We start from the raw sequence: 22,233 nt of genomic DNA, 5'->3' as shown, positions 1-22,233 counted from the left end.
GAGAAGAATTGTTTTGCGCGACATGAACGATCAACCTCAGCTGTAAGCCTTGCGTGTTGACTGGGCCGGATAGTCCGCCATCGATGATGAACGTGCCGACGACTGCGTATCTCCACTCACACCCGAGTATCCGGGCTGCCCTGGAGCACCTGGTTGTTGCGATGGCGAGAAGGCGCTGTAGGGTGTGAACTGGCCGAGCGTGCCTTGGAACAGCATCGCGGCCATCGGCGGCGCGCTTACGATGAGGGCGGTCAAGATCAACCCGAGCCCACCTTGCTGCATGGCCATATTGGTGACGTTCTCCCCCCCCATGCCCACCGCACTCGTAATCCAGAATGCGGTTCCCACGGCAATTACCATATCCAAGGCAAGCGTGACCATCACAGTCAATAGCGCCATTGAGAATAGCGTCCCTATTCCATACATGAGCCACTTCTGGAAAAGAGACTTGGTTTGCTCGAACAGCAGACAGAGAATGAACACAGGCCCCATTGCGACGATCAAACCAATCGCTACCTTGTTCAACATCATCGCAACAGCCGCCATGATGGCGGGCGCTCCGAGCCCTACGCCCGTGAAAAGCAGAGCCCTGTCCTTTTGTTTCTCCGTGACCATGTCGTGATTGCTGTCGACGGTATCGATGGCCGATAGCGCTGCCTGCATGATGGCCAACGTACGATCGATATCCCCGTATGCCCCACCATCATCCTCTTCGCCCGTCATCGTCTCGCTGACGGTCCTCATCAGACCATCCGTCAATGTCTGATAGATCGGCCCCCAGGAGACTGCCGTTCCGAGCGCGATCCCTATGATGAACGTAGCGCGTAGCGAACTGACTACCAGCGCCATCATGGATTCTCGTGATTGGCCCGTAACGATCCTGTACCCCTGAATCATGATCCATAAGGTAAGCAGCACGGTTCCCAGCCCGCCCACCACACGCATGACCCGTCGCCCCAGATTCGGCAAATACTCGTTGATCAACTCATCATCGATGAAATCATTGATCTCATGGAAGAAAACCATGTTTGGCAGAGAGGCATTCAAGGGAACCCACTCCCGTACCGAGTCCATGACTGAGAGCAATGCGCCGTCCATTTATATATTGGCCTGTTTCAAAGTTTGAGCCATGAGTCCATCCCGATATGGCACGCCTAGCACTAACGCTCGCGACTACGAGCTACCTGCAAGGCACCCTTCAGCGCACCGTACTGAACGACTTCATCAAGGAGACCCCGGCCTTTTCCATTGAATGCCGCCTGCCCGAGCCAAACCTGCTCCGTGTTCAGTGCCTTGAGACTTGCGTCATAGGCATTTAGAAGCGTGTTCGCGTTTTGGATATCAAGAGCAACATACGCTTCCAACTGCGCTATGTTCGCCTTCACTCGTTCGAGCGCACCAGGCTGGTCCGCCGGCACACCTGCGGCCTGCCGCTTGAGCTCCTCCATTTGCCTGTCCCGCACGTCAAGATTCTTGAGAATCCTGACCATCACGTTGTAACGTGTGTTCTCTGTCTGGATGATGGCCACACAGTTCCGGAACTGACGCTCAGCGATGTCCTTGATCTGGGCCGGACCAGTGCGCAAACCACTGCCGCTACCACAGCGTTCGGCGACATAGTCATTGAGACTCCGTTCTGACAACGTCTCCCGGTATCCCAACCCGCCATTGAACGATGGCCCATTGACGTACTTCTGCTCCAGTTCGCGGATCTGCGTCCGGTACTGCTCCATCTGGCGCTGCAACTCCTGATACATCTGCCGGTACTGAGCAACCCATGCGAACTTGTTGATCCCGATATGGGCCCCATCAACGACGGGCACTCCAGATGCCTTGCAGTCCGTCATCGGCAACAGGAAGCCAGCAATCAACAGCGGCATAAGTGCACGCTTGAGACCAACCCTGCTTGTCGTGTAATTCCATGACATATGAGTATCCTTCTAATCCTCTGAGGGTATTGCTTGTCGTTTGGTCCGCACACAAATCGAAATTGCAAGGAACATTGACGCTATGCTCGTTCACTCCGTCGCACCTGACTCGTTGTTGATCGACCCGACCCCTTCCGTTCCTGCTGGAACCGCGACAACCATTGCTCGGGAAGCAGATCTGCCCTGTCGATCTCGAGACGCTGAGCCTCTTCGTCGACGATCCGATGCATGATCTCGATGTTGTCGGTGCTGGCCGAGATCACTGCCAGCGCGTCATCCATTCCGCGCAGGTTGAGCTGGCAGACCGTTGATGCGTGCCCCTGCTTGACGAGGAAGCAGCGCGAGCGCTCATCCAGACTCTTGATCACCTGGAACTCGGCATCGGTCAGCTTCAGTCCATTAATGTAGTCATCGCGGGAGGCATTCGGGTTCGGCAACAGGATCAGCGTGGCGGTCTGCTCGATCAGCGCGGCTGAAATGTCGCTCGCCAGCGCATCCTCCGGGCTCTGGGTGGCGAAAATCCCCAGGCCATTCTGCTTGCGGATCGTCTTCTGCTTGTTCTTGGCGAAGTCCTTGAGCGCACCGCCGCCGTCGAGGATCTTCCAGAACTCATCCATCACGTAGATGAGCGGGCGCCCGTCGATCAGTTCCTCCAGGCGATGGAGCAAGTAGTTGATCACCGGTACGCGTATCTCGGCATTCTCGATGACATCGGTGTAATCGAAACCGATGATGCTGGCCCGGCCAAGGTCGATGGTGTCCATGGGATTGTCGAAGACCCAGCCCAGCGCGTTCCCGGCCGTCCATTTTCGCAGCCGCGCGTAGAGACCGTCGTCGCCCATGTTGGGCAGGCTCTTCTGGAAATTGGTCATCGAGCGCAGGTGGAACGGCATGTCGAGCATGGCCTCTACCGCGCGGAAGACATCCTCGTCCTCTCGGGCGGTGTAGTGCGTCTTGCCCGCCAGCACCTTGATCAATCCCGCCAGGAACTGCACGTTGGCATCCGTGCGTTCGCACTGGAACGGATTGAAGCCGGTCGGCTGGCCATTCTCCAGCGCCAGGTAGTTGCCGCCGCAGGCGCGCACGAAGATCTCGGCGCCGCGGTCCTTGTCGAAGAAGAAGATGGTCGGCACCGGGTCGAACTTCTGCACCTGGCTGAGCAGGAAGTTGATCAGTGCCGTCTTGCCGGTACCCGACTTGCCGATGACCATGGTGTTGGCGATGGCCTTCTCGCCCAGCGAGTTCTCGGCGGGATGGGTGGCGTGGAAGTTGAAATAGTAGGGCTGGCCGTTGGTGGTCTGCAGTACGGTGACGCATTCGCCCCAGGGATTGTTGTCCCGCTTTCCGGTGGCGAAGTTGTGCAACGGCGACAGCCCCAGGAAGTTCAACGAACTGACGTTCGCCAACCGCGTCCGGTAGCGCCAGTTGCCAGGCAGCTGCGAGTAGAAGGACGAGCACACCGCCAGGTCCTCCTTGGTGGAAACAAAACCGGCGTTGGACAGCTCCGCCCGGGCCACCGCGACGTTCTGCGAAAGGCGGGACTGGTCCTCCGCATACAAGGTCATGATGAAGTGGTATTCACCCAGCACGAAGTTGCCGGACGCGACCTGATCCATCGCGCCATCCAGTTCCGCGATCTGGCTGACCGCCTTGTCCCCGGACGAGATCATCATCCCCTTGGTACGGTCCAAGACCTTCAATGCGTCTTGCCGCCCCATCGGACTGAACGAATGGGTGATGACGTACTCGAAGTCGAGGTACTTCAGGCCGTTGAGAATGCCGGGCCAGGTACCGTCGGTGTATTCCTTGATGTTCAGGATCGCGCCGAAATGGTTCTGTCCGTCCGGTGTGCTGACCACGAAGTCGCCGGTCTTGGACGAGAACATGTGCCGGCTGACGGCGAGGTAGTCGTAGAGTGGCGCCCGCAGCACCGGCACCGGCTCCGAGATGCGATTGAGCAAGAAGCCGAAGAATTCCAGCGTCTCGGAGAACACGCCGCCCGCGTCGGACTCGTACATGCCCAGCCGCATCGGCGCGTAGTCCTTCAGGACAGCTTCCACGTTGCCAACCAGCTCCATCAGCTTCGACACGGACTGCTCCTGCTCAGCCTGCAGGCGCGGGATGTTCGCGGATTTCTCGACGAACTTCTTGCCCATCACGATGGGCCGGTAGATCATCGTGAGGTACAGCTCGTTCTGCATGATCTTCTGTGCGGACAGCCCGTCGAAGTAGCCGTCGGACAGCGCCTGGTTGAATGCCTGCCCAAAACGCGCGCCCGAGCGGACCCGCCCGCGACGGCGCAGGTCGTGCACCCAGAACGCCACGTTGACGAAGTCCGGTGCGCGCAACGTCTGCAGCATTCGGTTGAACGTGTTGTGGCGATGCTCCAGTTCCCATTCCTCGCGCCCGACGAAGGGCAGCCCGTCCAGCCGCCAGGTCAGCAGGAAATCGCCCCCCGTGGTCTTGACCACGTGCGGCGACACGTGGGCGGACAGAGGGATGAACTCGGCGATGGACAGGTCGGGCGCGAGCATGGGTCAGTCCGGAATCGATTCGTCGAAACGCGTGCGGTACGCGTTGGGCGTGAACACCCACATGCCTTCGTGATGGCGTAGGTTCCGGACCTTGGTCCGGAACTGCCACCGCAGCCCCAGCAGCCGGAAGATCATCTCGTCGCGGCGCGCCATCTGCCGCATGATGAAGATGACCACCGGCAGCAGGGCCAGGAAGAACATGTTGAAGTAGAACGTGAGCAGCAGGCAGCCCCCCGCCCCGATCGTGAACGGTACGTAAGGAACCCCCATGAACATGGGCGGGCGTGTGCAGCCCCTGAACAGCACGTTCTTATGCATACTGCGTCAGCATCTGACCGACGGCCATCGCCGTGGAGGTGACGTCGGACGGCAGTAGCATCTTCGCGATCTGGGCGGCGGCACCGATGAGGAACCCGCCGATCAGCACCGGCGCCACGTCACCAACGCGCTTGTGGTTGAACGCGATCTGATAGCCCGCGAAGATCACGGCGATGGTGACGATGGCGATGGACGCCACGTTCAACAACGCATTGATGTTGGTGAAGAACGTGGTGACCCGTCCCTGCGCGCCCGTCACACTCTGGGCGAACGCGAGATCTGGGACTGCCAACATGGTGGCCGCGACGATCATCGCGATCAGGGCGGTGGATGCCTGCTTGGCTTGAGTGGCGTGCATGTTGCTCATAGTCGACCCCAAATGGTGGTTGCAATGGTGGGTGGCACTTTCGCGTGCCGTTAAGCCATCCCTGGCGGGTACTGCTAGAAGACGAAAGCGTCGTCCCTCCCGGATGCCTGCACGACCTGCGGCGCCGATGGCGTCGCGGCTGTGTTCTGGTGATAGGCCTGCACCAGCACGGGTGCGTCGGCCACCGGCTGCGCGACCGCGGGCGCAACGTGGGTGGTGGGTGCGGGCGCGGCTGCAGGCAGTGGCATCGGCGCGCTCGCCACGGACACGGTGGGAGCGGGCATGGCGCTCCGATCGGAGCGTGCCTCCTCGATGCGGCGCGCCACGCGGGGCGATGGCAAGCTCGCTGCGCGCGCACGCGGAGCAGTGCTCCGCTGCGCCGTGGTCTTGCGGTCGATCACCGGGATGGCGGGTGCGGCATCGTCGCCAGCCTGGCGTTGCCAGGACGCGAACACTTTCTGTACGTATCCATGCCGATAGCCGGTGGTGAAGTTGCCGGAGTAGTAGCAGCTGAACGCCTTGCCCCAGTCCTTCCCGGAGCGGGAGTAGCACTCCGCCAGGATGCGCGAGCCCGCCTGCAGGTTGGGACAGACGTCGAACGCTTTTTCATAGCTGTCCAGGCCCTGCCGCGCCAGGTTGTAGCGGTTGACCTGGGCCAGCCCGAGGGAGAAGTTGTAGCCCCGGTCCTCCAGCATGCGGGCAGTCGACAACGCTTCCGGGAGATTCCGTGGCTGCCGCGCCAGCCGCCCGCCCACTACGCCGATGGCGTAGCGATTGAAGGAAGATTCGACCTTCACCACATGCTGCATGATCGTGGCGGGGACCGCCAGGTCGGTGCATCCCATCAGCTCCATGCCAGGCAACATCGCCTCACCCTCCATCCTGTATGCAGACATGGCCACCGCATCGCCGGACACAGCCCGCGCCTCCTTGCGACGACGCTTGCCATTTTCCTCGCATGGGCGGCTCCAATACGGACATCAGCGGGTTCGGGCACCTAGGCTTCATGCAGGGCTCCAGTCAGGACAGCGCGCGGGCGGGATCAAAATCGATGCCGGTGATGTAGCGGCGCCCGGCGTGGGCCTTGATGTGCACGACGATGTCGATCGTCATCTTCAGCAGGCGCTTGATCACGTCGAACTCCAGGCCGGCACCTTCGGAAGACGCTTTCACCATCAGCGCCAACTGATCCCACGTCTGCGCCGTGCTGCCCGCGTGACAGCTGGTAATGGACCCGGGATGGCCCGAGGCGCAGTTGCGGATGAAGTAGAACGACTCGTCGCCACGCAGCTCCGCCAGGATGATGCGATCCGGCTTCATGCGCAGGCACGCCTCCATGCAGTTCTTCGCGGTGACATTGCTGGCGCTCTGACCGCCCTTGGAATAGAGCAGGTGCACGACATTTGGCTGTCGGATGAACAGTTCGCGCGCATCCTCGATCGTCACCAGCCGTTCCTGGTCGGGGATGTGGTTCACCAGCGACTTCATGAAGGTCGTCTTGCCGCTGCCGGTCGCGCCGGCCACCACGATGTTCTTGTGGTAGTGCACCGCTTTCCGAAAGAACTCCGCGTAGTTCCGGCTGCGGCGCAGTTCCAGCAGTTCCTGGTCATGGTCACCGAGCGACTGCTGCTGCTCGAGGATCTCGTCGAAGAAGCCATCCTGCTCATACTGCTCCAGGGTCTTGCTGAACTTCGCCGGCAGGCGGATGGTGATCGACACCTTGCCGGCATCACAGGCGGGAGGGATCACGAACTGGGCGCGCTGGCCGGTCGGGAAGGTCAGCGACACCATCGGATCGATGTCGGTGATGCGCTGGCCCGTGTTGCTCTCGTTGACGACCGACGTGCAGAACTGCCGCGCGCGCTCGAACGTCAGCGTCGGGACGTCGGCCTTCAGCCAGCCGGCGCGCGCCGTTTCGAGGTAGAGCTCGCCCGGTCGATTGATGCAGATCTCGGTGACATCCGAGGAATGCATGTGCTCGCCGATCCCGAGCACCTGGTACTGGTAGTCCAGGAACTCGTTGGAAACGCGGGCGAGGGGTTCGTTATGCGTGTCCATCGGTCCGCCTGTCAGCGCATCACCGCTGAGAAGTCGACATCCCGAGCCACGTAGACGTTGACGATGGTGCCCTGGTTGATCGTCACCGTCGGCGGGCGCGCCATGTTCCGATCCAGCGCCATGTTGGCCAGGCGCTCCATGGTCCTGGCGGTATTGCTCTCGTAGGGATTCTGGACAATGGCACCGTTGACGATCGAGGTTTCCTGGGGACCATGCTTGGCGCCGGCGTACTTGAAGGCATCGCTCAGCATGCTGATCAGCAGCGCGGAAGAGATGCGCTGCGCCCAGTGCGCGGAATAATGGCCGGGATTTCCGGCGGCGCCCAGCATGTCGGTGCCCGGGCTGCGCATGTTGACGTCCATGCCCGTGGGCGTGGTGATGCGGTCCCACACGATTGCCGCGCGCTCGCCGATGATGGCATCGGAGTTGTAGCTGCCCATCACCTTCGAGCCACGCGGCAGCAACAGGCGCTTGCCGTTGACGGAGTACACCGGCTCGGTCACCACGCAGGACGTGTAGCCCGGGACATCGGTGATGACGCGCGATTCGAGCACGCAGCGGATGTACGTGCCACGGATCAGCAGCGTGTTGGGGTTGTAGAGCGGCTTGGCGCTGGTCATGTCTTCAGCCTTGGCGGCCGGAGTCGCCTCGGGTGCCGCACCCGCCTGCATCATCAGACGTGCGTACTCGTCCGGTGTCATCACGCCAGCCATGGCCCCGGATTGGCCAGACGCTCCACCGCTCATCCCCGAACCATCCATGATGCGCCGATCACGCAGCGTCAACTCATTTGATTTCGTGTTTCCTATATCTGGAAGCCCGAGGCCGCTGGGCGGTGGCGGCGCATCGTCAATGACAGGCAATGGTGGTAGGTCCGGCTCGGCGACCATAACCGGCTGCTCAGGTGGAAGTTCTGGCAGGTCCTTGGGAGCTGCCGGGATCACGACTTGTTCGCCCGGTGGTTTCCTAGCCGCGTCATTCTCCGGATCCGCCACGACGCTATTGAATATCCAGAGCGCAGCTAGCAGCAACAGCAAAACGATGCCGGCCAGGAACAGCAACGCCTTGCGGTTGAGCCGCTGAACGTCAGCGGAGCGCAGGTAGGGTGCGTTTGCATCCAGGTCGGGGTCTGCTGCGGGACGCGCGGTCTGATAGGGACTCTGCGGCGCCGCGCGTTCGGGGCCCGTGTCCAGATGGTCGTACGGTGTCTGGTTCATCGTTCCGGGCTCCTGCGCAGGCCCACCACGTTATCGCCGTGGCGGATGACCAAGTAGGGGTACGTGCCATGCACGACGATGGTGTCTTCCTGCACCGTGGAGTTGACGACGAACTCTTCGCCCTCCTCGCTGTCCCGCGCGAACACCACGGGGAAATTGCCGCTGGGGAAACGCGTCCGGTCCCCCATCCTGATGTAGGTGAAACGGCGATCGTCATAGACCGTTGTCGGCACCAGCCATGTGGGCCCGCGCTTGCGTTGGGCGTAGTCGTAGTTGAAGTGATAGGCGCGACCCGGCTCGACATCGGTGTTGAGCTCGGATGCGACGTCCTGAGGCTTGTTGACCGTACCGGCAAAGCTGGTGTCGCCGGGATAGGCGAACTTGATGCGGTATTGCACGCCTGCCGCGCGCGCTTGGTCCAGCACGCGCCAGTCCGTAGCGACCACCTTGAGCTCGAAGATGTAGGCGTGGGCCGCCGTGCGCACCAGCAGGTTGGTATCCACGTCGACGTTCTTCGGTTTCAGATAGAACACATTGCCGCGGCGGCTGATGTCCCATCCGCCACTGAAGCCGGTGCTGAAGTCCAGGATCTCCTCGTGCGGAGAAAGCTCGATCTGGGTCGTGATGCCGAGCCCCGTGCGCACCGGATAGACCTTGTCCGGCGCATAGGTGTACTCCTCGATCACCTGTGCCATGGCCGGCAATGTCGTGAGCAGCAGGCCAATGACGGCCAAACGCAGCGCGTCCTTCCACCTCATCGTTGGGGCACTCCGGGTCCAGTCTGGGTTTCCGACTGCTCCGCGGGCTGCGGCGCCGTCGATACGTCGTTCTCGTTGGCGGGGGCAACGGCTCCGTCGAGCGCGGTGGCGGCAGGCTCTGTGGCCGGTGCTGGCACTGACTGCGCGGGCGGAACCGGCACGGCGGGCGGTGCAGGGAACTCCCGCTCCGGCACGTTGGCGGCAGCGAAGTCGTCATCCACGCGATAGTTGGTAACGCGGAATCCCAGTGGATTCAGCAGGCGGTCCTCTTCGCTCAAGCGGAGATCGGGGTTGTATGTGAACTCCAGCGTCGCAATCCGGCTGTCCAGCGGCTGTACATAGCCACGCCCCTTGTCGTACAGGCTGCGCTGGAAGCGCACCGTCGCACCGGTGGGCCGAGTGCCTGCGCCGCCGCCGATCAGGACGATGCTGAGGATCCGCGCGCGCACGGAACTGGACGCGCCATACAGGCGGAACGGCCGCTCGGGGTTGCTCTCCGAATGCAACGCGATGTACGCAGGCGAGACGGCAGGTCCGGCCATCGACAGGGTCGTGCGCCAGTTGCGCTGGCCGATCAGGCCTGAATCGTAGGATTCGCGGGCGAGGACGAACTGCGCCACATTGCTCTTGTTGATCGCTTCCTCGGTGGTGACATCACGATCCTGGAAATTGCCCGACAGCCGCGCCACGCTGGCCGTACCGGTGTACGGGTCGGCCATCACCAGGTACGGCACCTTTTCCTTGAGCGGCAGGAACAGGAAGTAGCCGCCCGCCAGGATCAGCGACATCACGATAGCCGACCACGCCACGAGCCATGCGCGACGCTCGCTCTTGCGTGCACGCTCCGCGAGGGTCAGCTCGAAACTGACACCCTGCGCCACAGCGCGGTCGATGTCAGGGGACGATGTTTTCTTTCTTGAGAACATGCGCGGCCCGATACCCCTACTCGCCCATCGCCGCGGCGGGCGCGGAATCGGTGTCGGCCTGCGAGGCCTGGCTGACGATGATCCGCGGGCGCTCGACCACCACCCGGACGCCCTGCGACGCGTAGGCTGCCGATAGCTGGGCCGCCGCATCCTCGAGACTGCCAGTGCTGATCTGCGCCACCGGCGCATGCAAGGTGTAGTCGTTCGGATGCAAGTACGCCAGTGTCAGGCGTGCATCCTTCGCCCAGCGACCAAGCATGTTCTTCAATGTGCCGTCGACAGGCGACGCCTGGTAAACGTAGCCCCGCTGCAGCGGAATGGCCTGCGGCGCCTCTGCGAACCGATTGACGGGCCGCCACCGGCCACCGACATCCGCCGCCCTGGGTGCGGCGCATCCGGCCACCGCCAGCGGCACCATCACCATCAACGACAACATCACACCGCGAATAACGACGTTCCGGCTCACGCATCCACCATCCTGCAATCGTCGGCAACACACACCCGATGCGCGCTCCCAAGGGAGTGCGTCACGGCACTGATGATTGTCTCCGGGTGGCAAAGCGCGCCACAACGCGCCCGGGGCCGCAGATATTCCGCGGTCGCCGCCGTGCACGGAACATGCGCCCGTGCATTACCCCCTGTAATGGCATCCATGCTTTCCCGCTCCTTTGGTCTTCATGCACGCGTTGATGCGCGTTGCACATCAGATCCGGTACTGCATCACGACCTTCGCGCCGAACATAGCCACGAGATTTTGTGTCGTCAACCAACATTGGAAGTAAATCTGTTTACAGAAATCATGAAAGTCATGAGTCGATAAACGGAAAGCCCATAAAACAAGCCATTTATTGCAGGAAAATGAAGGCGAAGAGATTTGCTCGATCACGAATGTGAAGATGCAGGTTAAAAGTTCGATCTCGTCACAGAGTCACGTGAAGCGAATCTTCACTGCGATGAACGACTGTGACTTTCACATTTCCAACTGCCCTCATGTCCAGATGTCACACGGACCTCGGGAGCCACAACGTCCCGCTTGAAACACGGACGGGTATCGCGTCATTCTTCTGCCGGGATACGCGACGGGATGCAGGGAGCGATATGGAATCGGCGAAGATGGAAGAGTTCATTGCCAACTCGGCACTGCTGGCAGCGCATCTCACGCAGCAATGCGAGAAAGCCGCTGCCGCACAGCAGGCGTCCGCTCATGAGCTGCAAGGTTCCGCCATCGTCGTGAGGAAGACCATCGAGGAAGGCAAACGCGAGATGTCGGAGCAGGCGCGCATTGCGGTACGCGATGCCTTGTCGCAGGAGATTCCCCGCGCCACGCAGGATATCGGCGACACCGCTACCCGCCTGAAGCAGGTCGCCGACCATCTGCAGCGCGAACAGGCGGCGCTATCCCGGCGCGCAGGCCTCCTGGGATGGAAATCGTTGGGGATCCTGTCTGCGGGCTGCCTTGTGCTCATCGCCGGCACCGGTTACGCAGCCTGGCACAACATCGGCCGCGCCGAGCGCGCACACGTGGATGCCGAGGTGCTCGAAGCGCTGCAGCAGGTGACCATCACGTCTTGCGGCGGCACGCCCTGTCTGAAGCTTCAGGAAGGACTGCCACGCTGGGAGAAGAACGATCAGTACGTGCTGATCGACACCGGGGAAAGCCGGTTAGATGGCAAGCATAAGGACGGCAGCCGCTGAGGCACGCCACGAAGCAGGTAATCGCGTCCGACTGTCATGACGCGGTTTCAAAGGGGGATGTTTGGGCAATGTTCGCGTTCTGACCGCACTGGTCCTGGCGGTACTGGCCGCCACGGCGGCAATCTATCTTTCCGGCTACCTCGCGCTGCTGTTCCTCGGCATGGACGGCGACCTGCTCGGCTTCGGTACCTATTTCGATTATCTGAAGCATCTCGACCATCCCCGCGTGCAGCCTTACGCATGGCGGATCAAGGCAGCGGGCGCTACGGGCGGCGGATTGATGCTGCTGGCGTGGGCAGCGCTGGTGGTGATGCTGTTCAAGCTGCGCAGCCATCGCAACCTGCATGGCCGCGCCCGCTTCGCGGGCATGGTCGACGTGGCAAGGAAAGGCTTCCTCGGAAGCCGGGACGACGGCATCGTCGTCGGCCAGTTGAACGGCAAGCTGCTGAGACTTCCGGGACAGCAGTTCGTGATCCTCGCAGCGCCCACCCGCTCGGGCAAGGGTGTCGGCGTGGTGATCCCCAACTTGCTGGACTATCGGGAGTCGGCGGTGGTGCTGGACATCAAGCAGGAGAACTTCGACCTGACCTCCGGCTGGCGACAGTCCATCGGTCATGAAGTGTACCTGTTCAATCCGTTCGCGGAGGACAGGCGCACGCATCGCTGGAATCCGATGACTTATGTCTCGCCCGACCCCGCGTTCCGGGTGTCGGACCTGCAGAGCATCGCAGCGATGCTCTACCCCGACGCTGACGACAAGGACAAGTTCTGGGTCAGCCAGGCGCGCAACGCGTTCCTCGCCTTCTCGCTGTATCTGTTCGAGCGGTACGACCGCGACCCCAGTGCGGAGCCGCCCACCTTGGGCGCCGTGCTGCGCCTGGCCTCGGGCGACGGCGGCGAACTCAAGCCCTACCTGCAGAAGCTGGTGCAGGCGCCCTTCCTCAGCAGCCACGCGCAAACCGCGTTCGCTGGATTGCTCTCACAGGCCGACGTCACCTTCGCTTCCATCATCGGCTCGTTCCGCGAGCCGTTGAATCCCTGGCTCAACCCGGTGCTCGATGCCGCCACCAGCGCCGATGATTTCCGTCTCGACGACGTGCGCAAGCGCCGGATGACGATCTATGTCGGCATCCAGCCCAACAAGCTGGCGGAGAGCCGGCTCATCGTGAACCTGTTCTTCAGCCAACTGATCAACGTCAACACGAAGGTATTGCCCCAGAACGATTCGTCGCTCAAGCACCAGTGCCTTCTGCTGATGGATGAGTTCACCGCGATCGGCAAGGTGGACATCATCGCGAAAGCAGTCGCGTACATGGCGGGCTACAACCTGCGCCTGCTGCCTATCATCCAGTCGATGGCGCAGCTGGATGCCGTCTACGGCAAAGAGGTCTCGCGCACCATTATTACCAATCACGCACTGCAGATCATCTATGCGCCGCGCGAACAACAGGACGCGAACGACTACTCGGAGATGCTCGGCTACACCACCATCCGGCGGCGTGCTCGCACGCGCTCGCATGGCCAGGGGCGCAACGTATCCGACAACGAAGTGCTGGAGAAGCGCGCCCTGATGCTGCCGCAGGAACTCAAAGCGATGGGGCCGGAAAAGGAGATCGTTCTGTACGAAGGCCTCGCCCACCCCATCCTGTGCCGCAAAGTCCGCTACTACCAGGACAGCTATTTCACCAAGCGACTGATGTCGAAAGTCGACATCCAGCCTCTACGGCTCTAAGTGTCCGCAGGCGGTGGCAGGCCAGGAAGGCCGAGGTAGAATCCCGCGACCCGACCCGGCCGAGATGACGCCTATGCAATGCCCCAAGTGCCAAGGCACGATGGAACTGATCACCATTCCCCAAGCCAACGTCCATCGCTGCACGCAGTGCAAGGGCCTGTGGTTCGAAATGGTGGATCACGAGACCCTGAAGGACCGCGCGGATGAGATCGACATCGGCGATCCGGCGCAGGGCGAGCAGTACAACAGGATCGACCGGATCGCCTGCCCGGCCTGCATCGGCGAACGCCCATTGATCCGCATGGTCGATCCGTTGCAACCGCATATCTGGTTCGAAAGCTGCAAGGGCTGCTACGGCCGCTTCTACGATGCGGGCGAATACCAGGATTTCGCCGAGATCGAGTTCGCCGACCTGATCAAGGACTGGAAGGCACCCGAACGGATCTGACCCGCCAGTCGCCGGTCAGGTTGTTGCGATGCCGCCGCGATCCTTGCATCCCCAGTTGAGGATGGGTGTGCCTGGCGGCAGCACGCGGCGGAACATCTCCACCCGCGCCACCTTCGGATTGACGACCACGGGCGCGCGTGCCGCCTTCAGCAATGGCAAGTCGGCGCTGCTGTCCGAATAGGCGACAGCGACTTCGCCATAGCCGCGTTCGCGCAGCATGCGCATCTTTTCTTCGTTGTGGCAGTGGCGCGTGGCCACGACCGCCCCGAAGCGCGGGCCGACGGCCGTGCCGATGACGGGCACGTCCTCATGCGCTACGAAACTCAGGATGGCGCGCGCCAGCTCTGGTGGTGCGCCGGTGGCGACGACCACGCTGTCGCCACTCGCGCGATGCTCCCGGAACACCTCCAGCGCGATCGGCAACAGACGCTGCTGCACCTCCTGCTGGTGGGTGGCAACGTACTTGTCGATCAACGCATCGAAGCTGCGCCGACCGTGCAGGCCGAATGTTCCTATCCAGATATAGCCGGAAATCCCACGCCGCCGCGTGGGCAGGAAAGCCACCATCGGGCCCAGCACCACCGTGGCAGCCAATGCCACGAGCACGCGCAGCGGATTGCGCTGGATCAGCCACCTGACCAGGTGTCCGCCGGAGTCACCGTCGTACAGCGTGTGATCGAAATCGAAAACGACGACCGGAGCATCCGGGCGTGGCAGCGGATAGGAAGTGTCGGTCATGCCGCGAAGAATAGCTGACGCAGCGCCTCACCCGGCTCCTCGGCGCGCATGAACGTCTCGCCCACCAGGAACGCATTGACGCCGGCTGCACGCATTGTGGCCACATCCTCCGGCACCAGGATGCCGCTTTCGGTAACCAGTAGCCGGTCCTTCGGCACCGCATCCTTCATCGCCAGCGTGGTCTGCAGCGACACTTCGAACGTGCGCAGGTTCCGGTTGTTGATGCCGACCAGCGGCACCGGCACCTGCAGGGCACGCTCCAGTTCGTCGATGTCGTGCACTTCCACCAGCACGTCCATGCCCAGTTGCATGGCCAGGCCAGCCAGGTCGACCAGTTGCCCGTCGTCCAGCGCCGCCACGATCAGCAGGATGCAGTCGGCACCCAGCACGCGCGCTTCGTACACCTGATAGGGGTCGACCGTGAAGTCCTTGCGCAGCACGGGCAGCGTGCACGCCTCGCGAGCCTGCTTCAGGTAGTCGTCTGCGCCCTGGAAGAAATCCACGTCCGTCAACACCGACAGGCAGGCCGCACCGCCGAACTCGTAACTGACCGCAATGTCGGCCGGGCGGAAGTCTGGACGGATCACGCCCTTGGAGGGACTCGCCTTCTTCACCTCGGCGATCACCGCCGGATCGCCCTGCGCAACCATGGCATTGAGCGCATCGGCGAAGCCGCGCGTCGGCGATGCATCGCCCGCGCGTGCGCGCAGATCCGCCAGCGGCTCGCGGGCGCTGCGCTCTGCGATCTCGTCCGCCTTGCGGGCGAGGATGGTGGTGAGGATGTCGCTCATTGATTCTCTGGTCCGGTCCCGTGCCAGCGCACGGCAAGCTGCATTGTCGCATCCATGCCGCATCCTGTAGGAGGGGCTTCAGCTCGCGCCGCGACAGCCCTTCCACCCCAAGATGCCGAGCGCGCCACAGCGCGACCCTATGGGAACGGCCGGCTGCTGGGCGAGTGTCGTCGTCGTGAATCCGGTCGGGGCTGAAGCCCCTCCTCCCCCGCGCCTCCTACGCCCCTTCTGCCCGGTCCCACCCGTAGGCCCGCTCGACCTTGGCCACGCGCAATTCGAAGTGGTCATACCAGTCGCGTCGTCCCTGCTCGCGCGCCGCCGTGTGCTCGGCGTGCTGCCGCCAGGCGCGGATGGCGGCTTCGCTTTCCCAGTAAGCCACCGTGATGCCGAAACCATCGGCTCCGCGCGTGGACTCGACGCCGAGGAAGCCGGGCTGCTGCTGCGCCAGCTCAACCATGCGCTCGGCCATGGCGCCGTAGCCGGCATCATCCTGATCGTTGCGCAGCGAAGAAAAGATCACTGCGTAATACGGCGGTTTTGGCAAGCTGGCGAATCCGCTGGCGGCCATCTCATGCCTCCCTGTGGGGCAGACCCAGGGCCTGCGTGGTCGTGACGAACTGCTGCAGGCGCTCCAGGGCCCGGCCGCTGGCGATGGCATCGCGCGAACGGGCGATGCCATCCTCGATGCTCTCCGCCACGCCGGCCACGTACAGCGCCGCACCCGCGTTCAGCACCACGATCTCGCGGGCGGGGCCGGGCTTGTTGTCCAGCACGCCCAGCAGCATCGCCTTCGACTCGGCCGCGTCGGCCACGCGCAGGTTGCGGCTGGCGGCCATCGCGATGCCGAAGTCTTCCGGGTGCAGTTCGTATTCCCGCACTTCGCCGTCGCGCAGTTCGCCGACCAGCGTACCTGCGCCCAGCGACAGTTCGTCCATGCCGTCGCGACCCCAGACCACCAGCGCGCGCTCGGCACCCAGCTCCTGCAGCACGCGGGCCTGGATGCCGACGAGGTCCGGATGGAACACGCCCATCAGGATGCTGGGCGCGCCCGCGGGATTGGTCAGCGGACCGAGGATGTTGAAGATGGTGCGCACGCCCATTTCGCGCCGCACCGGTGCGACCACCTTCATCGCGGGGTGATGGATGGGCGCGAACATGAAGCCAATTCCTGTCTGCGCGATGGATTGCGCCACCTGCTCCGGCTGCAGTTCGATACTGACGCCCAGCGCTTCCAGCACGTCGGCGCTGCCGGACTTCGACGACACGCTGCGATTGCCATGCTTGGCGATGCGTGCGCCGGCCGCGGCCGCGACGAACATCGAGCACGTGGAGATGTTGAAGGTGTGGGAACCGTCGCCGCCGGTGCCGACGATGTCGACCAGGTGCGTGCGGTCGGCGACTTCGACGGTGCGCGAGAACTCGCGCATCACCGTGGCCGCGCCGGCGATCTCGCCCACGGTCTCCTTCTTCACGCGCAACCCGGTCAGGATGGCGGCCGTCATGGTCGGCGAGACGTCGCCGCGCATGATCTGGCGCATCAGGTCGACCATCTCGTCGTGGAAGATCTCGCGGTGCTCGATGGTGCGCTGGAGGGCTTCTTGTGGGGTCAGTGGCATGTCGGCTCCGTAGGGTGGGCCCTGGCCCACCGGCATGGCGATGGCGGGCCGAGGCCCGCCCTGCGTCATCGTTCGAGGAAGTTCTTCAGCAGCGCGTGCCCGTGCTCGGTCAGGATCGACTCGGGGTGGAACTGCACGCCTTCCACGGGATATTCGCGATGGCGCAGACCCATGATTTCCTCGAAGCTGCCGTCCTCGTTCTCGGTCCAGGCGGTGACTTCCAGTGCATCCGGCAGGCTGCTGCGCTCCACCACCAGCGAGTGGTAGCGCGTGGCCTCGTAGGCATCCGGCAGGCCGGCGAACACGCCCTTGCCTTCGTGACGGATACGCGAGGTCTTGCCATGCATGATGCGGCCCGCGCGGATGACGTTGCCGCCATAAGCCTGGCCGATGCTCTGGTGACCGAGGCAGACACCGAGGATGGGCGTGTTCGCGCCCAGCCGTTCGATGATCTCCAGCGAGACCCCGGCTTCGTTCGGCGTGCACGGACCGGGCGAAATGACGATGCGCTCGGGCGCGAGCTTCGCGATCTCGTCCACGGTCATCGCATCGTTGCGCACCACCTTCACCTCGGCACCCAGCGACTGCAGGTACTGCACGAGGTTGTAGGTGAAGCTGTCGTAGTTGTCGATCATCAACAGCATGGGTCAGTCCGCCAGCAGGAACACGGTGTAGATCTTGTCGGTATAAGTGACGTAACCGGATTGCAGCGAAGTGTCGACGCCGGCACGTTCGAGCCTGCTTCCGGTGACCTCGATGCGGTCCAGCCCACCACTCCTCCATTCATAGCGAACGGGCCACTCGCCCTCGCGGATGCCGTACTCGAACTGCGGCGCCACGTCCGACACGCTGTATACCGGACCTAGGCGTGCGCCATAGGCGCGCGCCATGTCGTCGGCCTTCGTTTTCGCCGACGCAATGGTCTTGTCCCGAAGCGCCCTGCGCAGTTCTGCCTCGCTGCTCAGCTCAGTGGTGACGTCGGAGATGCGCAAGCTCTGGGAGGTTTCCACAGTCGCCAGGAAACGCTCCAGGTCGGCCTGCCGCGAGAACCGGGCCGTCAGCGAGCGCGACACCTGCGTCCCCACGAACACCTGCTCCTGGAGCTTCTGGTCGTAGCGGTGCCGGGGTCCGATCTGCAAGGACGTCGCCACGATCTCGTCCGAAGGAACACGGGCGGCCTTGAGTTTGGCCAGCGTGCTGGTCACGTGGTGCTCCACCGCGCGACGGGCCGTATCGGGGTTGATGTCCGTTGCTTCGAACTGGATGGCGATCTTGAAGCGGTCCGGAATCGCACGCGCCTGAGCATCGCCATAGACCAGGATGTGCCGGGTCGGAGGGAGTGCATTGACCTGCGCCTGCACATGGCCCGATGCCAATGCGACGACAGCAAGCAGCACGCGATGGATGGCTTTCATGGATGGCCTGCCTTCATGGGGTGGTAGGGATGTCGGGATGCGACGCTTCCTACAACGCGCTGAGGATGCGGATGGGGTTTCCGGCGTCACGTTCACAACCCCTTCGCCGCTTCCGCCACCGCGCGGAACAGCGCGCGACCCTTGTTCATCGTCTCGTCCCACTCCTTCTCGGGATCGGAGTCGTAGACAATGCCAGCGCCAGCCTGCACGTGCAGGCGGCCGTCCTTGATGACGGCGGTGCGGATCGCGATGGCGGTGTCGGCATCGCCGTGCCAGCCGATGTAACCGATGCTGCCCGCGTAGACGTTGCGCTTGATCGGCTCCAGTTCGCGGATCACTTCCAGCGCGCGGATCTTCGGCGCGCCACTGACCGTGCCGGCCGGGAACGTCGCGCGCAACACGTCCGCATAACTGAGGCCCGGCAACAACTTGCCGGTGACCTCGCTGACGATGTGCATGACGTGGCTGTAGCGTTCGATGACGAACTGCTCGCCCACCTGCACGGTGCCGGCTTCCGACACACGACCGGTGTCGTTGCGGCCCAGGTCGATCAGCATCAGGTGCTCGGCACGCTCCTTCGGATCGGCCAGCAGCTCGGCTTCCAGCGCGACGTCCTCGTCGTGCGTCTTCCCGCGCGGACGCGTGCCGGCGATGGGCCGCACGGTGACTTCGCCCTGTTCCAGCCGCACCAGGATTTCCGGCGAGGAACCCACCACCTGCACGTCGCCGACATCGAGGAAGTACATGTACGGCGACGGATTCAGCGCGCGCAGGGCGCGATAGACATCTACCGGGCGTGCGTTGAACGGTACGCTGAGGCGCTGGCTCAGCACGACCTGGAAGATGTCGCCGGCACGGATGTATTCCTTGGATTTCTCCACCGCGGCGATGAAGCCGTCATGCGTGAAGCCGGACACGAAGTGGCTTTCGTCCAGTACGTCGCGGGTGATCGGCGTGGGATACGAACCCGGCTGGCGCAGCTTGGCCACCAGTTCGTCGAGGCGTGCCTGCGCCTTGTCCCACGCACCTTCCGCGCGCGGATCGGCATGCACGATCAGGTACAGGCGGCCCTTGAGGTTGTCGAAGACGGCGACCTCTTCGGACTGCATCAGCAGGATGTCGGGCGTGTCGAGTTCGTCGGGCTTCCCGCCGGTCGCCAGGCGCGGTTCGATGTAGCCGATGCACTCGAAGCCGAACCAGCCGACCAGCCCCCCGGTGAAGCCCGGCAGGCCTTCCAGTCGTGGCACGGAATAGGCGGCCCGCAACGCTTCGACTTCGGCGAAAGGATCCTGCACGTCACGCGTTTCGATCAGGCGGCCGTGGTCATGGATCTGCAGCGTATGGCCACGGAACGTTGCCACGCGCCGCACCGGCAGGCCGATGATGGAATAGCGACCGAAACGTTCGCCGCCTTCCACCGACTCGAAGAGATAGGTGTGCGGCGCGTCTGCGAGTTTCAGGTAGACCGAAAGCGGCGTGTCCAGGTCGGACAGCACTTCACGGACAACGGGGATGCGGTTGAAACCTTCAGCAGCGAACTGCTGGAACTGGTCGTGCGAGATCAAGCGGGCTTTCCTTCCGGGACGCGGTGGCGGTATGGGCGACGGCTACGGGCCACCATCGCCAGCCAGGGCGTGCGGAATCTTTGGAAAGCGGGAGCGCGGGATGGGACACCGCCCTACTTTACCCGACGCGCGGACCCGCGGGCCACTATGCGGGTGGTTGCATGCGCAACGGACAGTCCGCCGGCAGGTGCATGCGGACTCGGCCGGGCACGCATTCGATCCGGAACCGTCGCGAAAGGACGGGCTCGCCATCGAGATTGAGGGTCAGGGGCTGGTCGGCCTCCAGTTCGACCCATGGCAGCCGTGCGCGGGTCGCCACGCGGTCCAGCGCGGCGTGCTTCCCGTCCTTCAGCAGGGCGCCGACGGTCGCGGCGACTTCGCCCGACAGCTCGGGGACGATGGTCAGGTCCAATGCGCCGTCATCGATCAGCGCATCGGGGCAGAGCGCTTGCCCTCCCCCCGCCTGTCGCCCGTTGCCGACACCAAGGGCGATGAAGTCGCCGCACCAGTCGAAGTCCGGCCCGTGCGCGCGTGCGCGGATCGGCTCGATGCGACCCAGCTTGGCGATGCCGGTGATCAGGTAGGCCAGGCCACCGAGCATTTTCTTGAGGCCTTCGTCAGTCTCCACGGTGACCTCGGTGCCGAAGCCGCCGCTGGCGAGATTGGCGCACCAGTGGCCGCCGTCTTCCGCTTCGATGCGCAGCAGGTCCATGGAAACCGGCCTGGCGCCCTGCACGAGACGCAATGCTTCCAGGGGCGCATCGGGAATGCCGGCGGCGGTGGCGAAATCATTGGCCGTCCCCATCGGCACCAGCCCCAGCGAGGGCAGCAGATCAGCCGTTTCATCTCGACAGGCCAGCGTGGTGGACACTTCGCTCAGCGTGCCATCGCCGCCCGCGGCGATGACCGTGTCCACGCCATCGGCGATGGCCTCGCCGACATAGCGTTCGGCATCGCCGTCCTCCCAGGTCACCCGTACATCCAGTGCCACGCCGTCCTCGCGCAGGGCCTGCACGGCCTCGCGCAGCTCTTCGTCGCCGGCGGATTTTCCGTTGAGGATCAGGCGCCAGCGCGAAGCGGTCATGGGAGCTTCCTTGGGGGGAGGCGCGAGCATAGCCGCTCCTCTGTAGGAGCGACGTGAGTCGCGACCGCATGCTGTGGCGGCCGGCGAACCTGTCGACCCGAGAGCCCTGGAACTGATGATCTGCGGTCGCGACTCACGTCGCTCCTACAACAGCCCAGCCATCGTCATCTGCCCGTCACAGATCCCGCGTAGCGTAGAAGGCCATAGCAGGGACGACGGGCGGAGGCAGGATCAGCCTCCAATTCTTCCAGGGCGGTGGCGCAGGCCATCGCCCTTTCTTGTGTGCGTAGAGCGGGGCTTGCTCCGCTTGCCACACCACAGAGGACCGCGGGATGAGCCGAGCAAGCCCGACTCTACGGCACACGATCAGCTGCGTGCTTCGGCCACGGCCTGGCGCATGCGCGCAATGACATCCGCATAGTCCGGGGCATTGAAGATCGCCGAACCGGCCACGAAGGCGTCCGCACCCGCCGCCGCGATCTGGCCGATGTTGTCGGCCTTCACGCCGCCGTCGATCTCCAGCCGGATGTCCTTGCCGGTCTTGTCGATCATCGCGCGCACCGCGCGCAGCTTGTCCAGCGCCGACGGGATGAAGGCCTGGCCCCCGAAGCCCGGGTTCACCGACATCAGCAGCACCAGGTCGAGTTCCGGGAGCACCCAGTCCAGTACTTCCACCGGCGTGCCGGGGTTGAGCACCAGGCCGGCCTTGCAGCCCAGCGACTTGATCAGCTGGATCGTGCGGTGCACGTGCTTCGAAGCTTCGGGGTGGAAGCTGATGATGCTGGCGCCGGCCTCGGCGAAGTCCGGCACGATGCGGTCCACTGGCTCCACCATCAGGTGCACGTCGATAGGCGCGGTGACGCCATGCTTGCGCAGCGCGCTGCACACCATCGGCCCGATGGTCAGGTTGGGTACGTAATGGTTGTCCATCACGTCGAAGTGCACCCAGTCGGCGCCGGCCTTCAGTACGTTGTCGACTTCCTCACCCAGGCGGGCGAAGTCGGCGGACAGGATGGACGGAGCGATGATGCAGTTCGACATGA

The 22,233-nt window shown here is 63.4% G+C and carries 23 protein-coding genes; 3 read left to right on the top strand and 20 right to left on the bottom strand.

The window, feature by feature from the left end; translation table 11 throughout:
* Window positions 1-36 precede the first annotated feature (36 nt).
* From FB548_RS03765 to FB548_RS03715, 11 genes are all read right to left on the bottom strand, one after another.
* Window positions 37-1,047, bottom strand: a complete 1,011-nt coding sequence (locus tag FB548_RS03765; RefSeq protein ID WP_255470299.1) for a type IV secretion system protein — start codon at window positions 1,045-1,047, stop codon at window positions 37-39.
* Window positions 1,048-1,160: 113 nt separating this feature from the next.
* Window positions 1,161-1,928: a type IV secretion system protein gene (locus FB548_RS03760; RefSeq protein WP_142123393.1), complete on the bottom strand. Its 768-nt coding sequence runs from the start codon at window positions 1,926-1,928 to the stop codon at window positions 1,161-1,163.
* Window positions 1,929-2,008: 80 nt separating this feature from the next.
* Window positions 2,009-4,462, bottom strand: coding sequence for a VirB4 family type IV secretion/conjugal transfer ATPase (locus FB548_RS03755; protein ID WP_142123392.1), 2,454 nt, complete (start codon window positions 4,460-4,462; stop codon window positions 2,009-2,011).
* 3 nt (window positions 4,463-4,465) lie between these two features.
* Window positions 4,466-4,780 carry a VirB3 family type IV secretion system protein gene (locus FB548_RS03750; RefSeq protein WP_142123391.1) on the bottom strand — a complete coding sequence of 105 codons (315 nt, stop codon included), beginning with the start codon at window positions 4,778-4,780 and terminating at the stop codon, window positions 4,466-4,468.
* Window positions 4,773-5,138 carry a TrbC/VirB2 family protein gene (locus FB548_RS03745; protein WP_255470298.1) on the bottom strand — a complete coding sequence of 122 codons (366 nt, stop codon included), beginning with the start codon at window positions 5,136-5,138 and terminating at the stop codon, window positions 4,773-4,775. Before FB548_RS03745 ends, FB548_RS03750 begins: the two co-directional genes overlap by 8 nt.
* Before the next feature lie 83 nt (window positions 5,139-5,221).
* Window positions 5,222-6,001, bottom strand: coding sequence for a lytic transglycosylase domain-containing protein (locus tag FB548_RS03740; protein WP_142124094.1), 780 nt, complete (start codon window positions 5,999-6,001; stop codon window positions 5,222-5,224).
* A 166-nt stretch (window positions 6,002-6,167) separates the two neighbouring features.
* On the bottom strand, window positions 6,168-7,205 hold the full coding sequence (gene virB11, locus FB548_RS03735) for a P-type DNA transfer ATPase VirB11 (RefSeq protein ID WP_142123389.1): 1,038 nt from the start codon (window positions 7,203-7,205) through the stop codon (window positions 6,168-6,170).
* Between the two features lie 11 nt (window positions 7,206-7,216).
* On the bottom strand, window positions 7,217-8,266 hold the full coding sequence (locus FB548_RS03730) for a TrbI/VirB10 family protein (protein WP_142123388.1): 1,050 nt from the start codon (window positions 8,264-8,266) through the stop codon (window positions 7,217-7,219).
* Window positions 8,267-8,418: 152 nt separating this feature from the next.
* Window positions 8,419-9,180 carry a TrbG/VirB9 family P-type conjugative transfer protein gene (locus tag FB548_RS03725; protein ID WP_142123387.1) on the bottom strand — a complete coding sequence of 254 codons (762 nt, stop codon included), beginning with the start codon at window positions 9,178-9,180 and terminating at the stop codon, window positions 8,419-8,421.
* Entirely contained in the window at window positions 9,177-10,106 is a 930-nt protein-coding gene (locus FB548_RS03720) for a type IV secretion system protein (RefSeq protein WP_142123386.1), read from the bottom strand. The genes FB548_RS03725 and FB548_RS03720 overlap by 4 nt, the downstream gene beginning before the upstream one ends.
* Window positions 10,107-10,122: 16 nt before the next feature.
* Entirely contained in the window at window positions 10,123-10,542 is a 420-nt protein-coding gene (locus tag FB548_RS03715) for a TcpQ domain-containing protein (protein ID WP_142124093.1), read from the bottom strand.
* A 527-nt stretch (window positions 10,543-11,069) separates the two neighbouring features.
* Here FB548_RS03715 and FB548_RS03710 point away from each other — a divergent pair.
* The 3 genes from FB548_RS03710 to FB548_RS03700 all read left to right on the top strand — a co-directional run bounded on the left by FB548_RS03710 (window position 11,070) and on the right by FB548_RS03700 (window position 13,981).
* Window positions 11,070-11,801: a hypothetical protein gene (locus tag FB548_RS03710; protein WP_142123385.1), complete on the top strand. Its 732-nt coding sequence runs from the start codon at window positions 11,070-11,072 to the stop codon at window positions 11,799-11,801.
* A gap of 79 nt (window positions 11,802-11,880) precedes the next feature.
* Window positions 11,881-13,533 carry a type IV secretory system conjugative DNA transfer family protein gene (locus FB548_RS03705; protein ID WP_255470386.1) on the top strand — a complete coding sequence of 551 codons (1,653 nt, stop codon included), beginning with the start codon at window positions 11,881-11,883 and terminating at the stop codon, window positions 13,531-13,533.
* A 64-nt stretch (window positions 13,534-13,597) separates the two neighbouring features.
* Window positions 13,598-13,981, top strand: coding sequence for a zf-TFIIB domain-containing protein (locus tag FB548_RS03700; RefSeq protein WP_345775912.1), 384 nt, complete (start codon window positions 13,598-13,600; stop codon window positions 13,979-13,981).
* Window positions 13,982-13,996: 15 nt separating this feature from the next.
* Here FB548_RS03700 and FB548_RS03695 read toward each other — a convergent pair whose 3' ends face one another.
* The 9 genes from FB548_RS03695 to rpe all read right to left on the bottom strand — a co-directional run bounded on the left by FB548_RS03695 (window position 13,997) and on the right by rpe (window position 22,231).
* Window positions 13,997-14,719 carry a haloacid dehalogenase-like hydrolase gene (locus FB548_RS03695; RefSeq protein WP_142123383.1) on the bottom strand — a complete coding sequence of 241 codons (723 nt, stop codon included), beginning with the start codon at window positions 14,717-14,719 and terminating at the stop codon, window positions 13,997-13,999.
* The gene (gene trpC / locus FB548_RS03690) at window positions 14,716-15,510 is read right to left on the bottom strand and encodes an indole-3-glycerol phosphate synthase TrpC (RefSeq protein ID WP_142123382.1); all 795 of its coding nucleotides are present in this window, start codon (window positions 15,508-15,510) and stop codon (window positions 14,716-14,718) included. Before trpC ends, FB548_RS03695 begins: the two co-directional genes overlap by 4 nt.
* A gap of 217 nt (window positions 15,511-15,727) precedes the next feature.
* Window positions 15,728-16,078 (bottom strand): antibiotic biosynthesis monooxygenase, encoded by a 351-nt coding sequence (locus FB548_RS03685; RefSeq protein WP_142123381.1) that lies wholly within the window; start codon window positions 16,076-16,078, stop codon window positions 15,728-15,730.
* Window position 16,079: 1 nt separating this feature from the next.
* A complete protein-coding gene (gene trpD, locus FB548_RS03680; RefSeq protein ID WP_142123380.1) occupies window positions 16,080-17,126 on the bottom strand; it encodes an anthranilate phosphoribosyltransferase in 1,047 nt (348 codons plus the stop codon).
* Between the two features lie 65 nt (window positions 17,127-17,191).
* The gene (locus FB548_RS03675; protein ID WP_142123379.1) at window positions 17,192-17,770 is read right to left on the bottom strand and encodes an aminodeoxychorismate/anthranilate synthase component II; all 579 of its coding nucleotides are present in this window, start codon (window positions 17,768-17,770) and stop codon (window positions 17,192-17,194) included.
* A gap of 3 nt (window positions 17,771-17,773) precedes the next feature.
* Window positions 17,774-18,541, bottom strand: coding sequence for an SIMPL domain-containing protein (locus FB548_RS03670; protein ID WP_142123378.1), 768 nt, complete (start codon window positions 18,539-18,541; stop codon window positions 17,774-17,776).
* Window positions 18,542-18,633: 92 nt separating this feature from the next.
* Window positions 18,634-20,106, bottom strand: coding sequence for an anthranilate synthase component I (gene trpE, locus FB548_RS03665; RefSeq protein WP_142123377.1), 1,473 nt, complete (start codon window positions 20,104-20,106; stop codon window positions 18,634-18,636).
* A gap of 145 nt (window positions 20,107-20,251) precedes the next feature.
* Window positions 20,252-21,190, bottom strand: a complete 939-nt coding sequence (gene yegS / locus FB548_RS03660; RefSeq protein ID WP_142123376.1) for a lipid kinase YegS — start codon at window positions 21,188-21,190, stop codon at window positions 20,252-20,254.
* A 366-nt stretch (window positions 21,191-21,556) separates the two neighbouring features.
* Window positions 21,557-22,231 (bottom strand): ribulose-phosphate 3-epimerase, encoded by a 675-nt coding sequence (gene rpe, locus FB548_RS03655; RefSeq protein ID WP_142123375.1) that lies wholly within the window; start codon window positions 22,229-22,231, stop codon window positions 21,557-21,559.
* Window positions 22,232-22,233 lie beyond the last annotated feature (2 nt).

This window comes from Pseudoxanthomonas sp. 3HH-4, from assembly GCF_006716465.1.
In the GTDB taxonomy this organism is placed as follows: domain Bacteria; phylum Pseudomonadota; class Gammaproteobacteria; order Xanthomonadales; family Xanthomonadaceae; genus Pseudoxanthomonas_A.
This window is presented reverse-complemented; position numbering and strand designations above follow the sequence as displayed.

Bases quoted from the DNA above. Each gene is read 5' to 3' on its own strand.
- FB548_RS03685 (WP_142123381.1), bottom strand. From the start codon at position 16,078: ATGGCCGCCAGCGGATTCGCCAGCTTGCCAAAACCGCCGTATTACGCA.
- FB548_RS03760 (WP_142123393.1), bottom strand. From the start codon at position 1,928: ATGTCATGGAATTACACGACAAGCAGGGTTGGTCTCAAGCGTGCACTT.
- FB548_RS03675 (WP_142123379.1), bottom strand. From the start codon at position 17,770: ATGCTGTTGATGATCGACAACTACGACAGCTTCACCTACAACCTCGTG.
- FB548_RS03725 (WP_142123387.1), bottom strand. From the start codon at position 9,180: ATGAGGTGGAAGGACGCGCTGCGTTTGGCCGTCATTGGCCTGCTGCTC.
- FB548_RS03715 (WP_142124093.1), bottom strand. From the start codon at position 10,542: ATGTTGTCGTTGATGGTGATGGTGCCGCTGGCGGTGGCCGGATGCGCC.
- FB548_RS03720 (WP_142123386.1), bottom strand. From the start codon at position 10,106: ATGTTCTCAAGAAAGAAAACATCGTCCCCTGACATCGACCGCGCTGTG.
- FB548_RS03700 (WP_345775912.1), top strand. From the start codon at position 13,598: ATGACGCCTATGCAATGCCCCAAGTGCCAAGGCACGATGGAACTGATC.
- FB548_RS03750 (WP_142123391.1), bottom strand. From the start codon at position 4,780: ATGCATAAGAACGTGCTGTTCAGGGGCTGCACACGCCCGCCCATGTTC.
- trpD (WP_142123380.1), bottom strand. From the start codon at position 17,126: ATGCCACTGACCCCACAAGAAGCCCTCCAGCGCACCATCGAGCACCGC.
- FB548_RS03695 (WP_142123383.1), bottom strand. From the start codon at position 14,719: ATGACCGACACTTCCTATCCGCTGCCACGCCCGGATGCTCCGGTCGTC.
- yegS (WP_142123376.1), bottom strand. From the start codon at position 21,190: ATGACCGCTTCGCGCTGGCGCCTGATCCTCAACGGAAAATCCGCCGGC.
- rpe (WP_142123375.1), bottom strand. From the start codon at position 22,231: ATGTCGAACTGCATCATCGCTCCGTCCATCCTGTCCGCCGACTTCGCC.
- FB548_RS03670 (WP_142123378.1), bottom strand. From the start codon at position 18,541: ATGAAAGCCATCCATCGCGTGCTGCTTGCTGTCGTCGCATTGGCATCG.
- virB11 (WP_142123389.1), bottom strand. From the start codon at position 7,205: ATGGACACGCATAACGAACCCCTCGCCCGCGTTTCCAACGAGTTCCTG.
- FB548_RS03745 (WP_255470298.1), bottom strand. From the start codon at position 5,138: ATGCACGCCACTCAAGCCAAGCAGGCATCCACCGCCCTGATCGCGATG.
- FB548_RS03740 (WP_142124094.1), bottom strand. From the start codon at position 6,001: ATGGAGCTGATGGGATGCACCGACCTGGCGGTCCCCGCCACGATCATG.
- trpC (WP_142123382.1), bottom strand. From the start codon at position 15,510: ATGAGCGACATCCTCACCACCATCCTCGCCCGCAAGGCGGACGAGATC.
- FB548_RS03755 (WP_142123392.1), bottom strand. From the start codon at position 4,462: ATGCTCGCGCCCGACCTGTCCATCGCCGAGTTCATCCCTCTGTCCGCC.